Here is a 2,379-nt window from a genome sequence, read left to right as displayed (position 1 = left end):
TTTCTGCTCCACCCGCTTCCGCACGAACTCCTTTCCGCCTAACGATTGCATCCGCGGCTGGCGAGCCGAGCGCAGCGAGGCGCAGCCCGTCTGCTGCACGCATGGTTAGGCGATTTTGTTTATGGCTCGACGTTGGGGATTCATTACACGCAACACACATGCGCCCAAAAACAATATGAAGCCTGAAGTGCTAATCACCATTGGTGCCCCCCAAACGCCTGCTAACATACTAAGACCAGAACTGGAGAGAGATTGGCTGAGCTTGACAAAAGCCCACAAAATGCTATTCACGCGTCCTCGCAATTCCGAAGGCACAAGGTGGGCAATTTGTACATTTGCGATTAAATTCCCTGCCCCAAAGCATAAGGAGCTCAGGAAGCGAAATCCAAGTAGTATCCAAAATTCCCGTATAAACAGGAAGGGCAAAAGAAAAATTCCAGATAAGGCAGTACTGGTTAATAGAAACCTTATAGGGTGAAAAATTTTTTCTAAATGTACCGTTAATATGGACGATAATACGTATCCCAGACTAGCTACAGCAGTGAACAGTCCAAATTCAAAGGCCCCCTTATGGAGAACACTTTCAATGAAGTCCACATAGAGAGGAAACGTGCCGATCATCGTGAGCCCACGCAAGAGGAGAATAACAACCACAAAGGCTAACATAGAATTTCTGAGCAGAAAAGAAAGACCTTCGGCAAGGTCTTTCCAAATTTGTATTTTTGCCGTGGATATCGTTTTGGGTTGGGGAATATGGGCAGCCAAAATAAATACGCTGTTTATCACAAAAGACAATACATCCAACAATATCGCCAACCGTGGCCCCACCATGGAAACCACCCAACCAGCAATCGCCACACCGACCACATCTGTGGCCTGGATGGTTATGATATTGAGAGATACGGCTCTGGAATAGTGCTCTAATCCCACAACGTCCGGCATAAAGGCTTGTCTTACATATATTTCTAGCGTCTGAGCTACCGCTCCAATAAAAATGCAAATCAATATCTGCCACGAAGTCCTGCTGTAAAGTGCGCCGATTAAACCAAGGGCTTCTGTCCATACTGCGCCTATAAGTAGAACTTTTCGATTCTTTCGATCAGCAATGACCCCAGATATTGGCCCTAAAAACACCCATGGGAGGTATTGAAGGGCAAATACACCACCTAAAGCATGAATATCTCCCGTGCTTTGATATACATAAAGGGGTAATGCTACCCGTGATAAGGCATCCCCGCCATAAGAGATAAGTTGGCCCACGAACAACAAAACATAATTTCGATTGCGAAACAACTCAAAATACGACAAGCCATGTTTCTCCATGGCTACCATAAAGGCTACTACACACATGATTTTATGAGGAGGTTGTCCGGCTCATATGACGTTCATCCGAACGAAGGAACACGTGCCATAGAACGCAGCGCCTCGATAGAGGCGTCGCTCCATTCCTGTCCGGTCTGAACAAACTGAAAGTGAGGAGCAACCGCCCGATTCAGCGAAGAAAGCAGCGCTTTCAAGAAAGCATCCTTCTCTTGATGATAGATCTGCTCGGCCTTCTCGATTTGCTCATCGGTAAGGAGCTCATGACCACGACGCGCAAACTCGAAAAAAAGCCGCTCATGCTCGAGGAAAAGTTCGGCATGTCGATGTAGAAGTTGTTCTCGTTCAGCTATGGCCTTTTCATCCACACGCCCCCACTTGATCTCCAACATTTCCGTGATGCGGGCAAATTCTATCTGAATAGCTACTTGTCGCTCATGATATTCGCGATTGAGATCGAGCAAGGCCATGATTTGCTCGCATGTAAGGCCCAATTCTCGATGATGGGCAAGCAGCCTAGTGAACAAGAACCCCGGGGCAGCTATGGACTTCATAGGCGCATCAATCAGATAACCCGCATGTGCTGTTACTGGATGATTAACTGTACACATGGTTATGCCTCCAAAGCAGAAATTCGAGAACTGGAGCGAGGACAGAGCCGGACAACCTCCCATTTACACACAATTCTAACGCGCCTAACGGGCAAACTCAGCCGTCCTGGTTCGATTGAGGCTCCGAATACCAACCCACTAACCCCCAGACCGCTGCGTTTCAATCCCACGCTGGTTCGATTGAGGGCAAAAGACTACTACCCCATGTTCCTCACCATCTTGTTTCAATCCCACGCTGGTTCGATTGAGGCGCGCATCAGGCACGCGCCAGGATCATCAGAACAAGGTTTCAATCCCACGCTGGTTCGATTGAGGCCATATGCTCCGCCGAACCTGCAGTCCGGGTCAGAAAGTTTCAATCCCACGCTGGTTCGATTGAGGCCATCCCGAAGCCGGACCTGGCTGGCCTCTGGACCAAGTTTCAATCCCACGCTGGTTCGATTGAGGC

At 48.5% G+C, this 2,379-nt stretch carries 2 protein-coding genes and 1 CRISPR repeat array; both genes read right to left on the bottom strand.

The window, feature by feature from the left end:
* Positions 1 to 105: 105 nt before the first annotated feature.
* Positions 106 to 1,332 (bottom strand): MFS transporter, encoded by a 1,227-nt coding sequence (locus tag C4313_RS10510; protein ID WP_352429816.1) that lies wholly within the window; start codon positions 1,330 to 1,332, stop codon positions 106 to 108.
* A gap of 53 nt (positions 1,333 to 1,385) precedes the next feature.
* Complete coding sequence (locus C4313_RS10505) at positions 1,386 to 1,790, bottom strand: hypothetical protein (RefSeq protein ID WP_352429815.1); 405 nt, start codon at positions 1,788 to 1,790, stop codon at positions 1,386 to 1,388.
* Between the two features lie 298 nt (positions 1,791 to 2,088).
* A CRISPR array of direct repeats spans positions 2,089 to 2,378; the repeat unit is 29 nt; unit sequence GTTTCAATCCCACGCTGGTTCGATTGAGG.
* Position 2,379 lies beyond the last annotated feature (1 nt).

It is taken from the genome of Thermoflexus sp. (assembly GCF_040289485.1).
Lineage (GTDB): Bacteria > Chloroflexota > Anaerolineae > Thermoflexales > Thermoflexaceae > Thermoflexus.
Note: the sequence above shows the minus strand (reverse complement) of the source record. Positions and strands in the feature narration are given on the sequence as shown.

Excerpts from the sequence above, each read along its gene's own strand:
- C4313_RS10510 (WP_352429816.1), bottom strand. The coding sequence starts at position 1,332 with ATGGTAGCCATGGAGAAACATGGCTTGTCGTATTTTGAGTTGTTTCGC.
- C4313_RS10505 (WP_352429815.1), bottom strand. The coding sequence starts at position 1,790 with ATGGCCTTGCTCGATCTCAATCGCGAATATCATGAGCGACAAGTAGCT.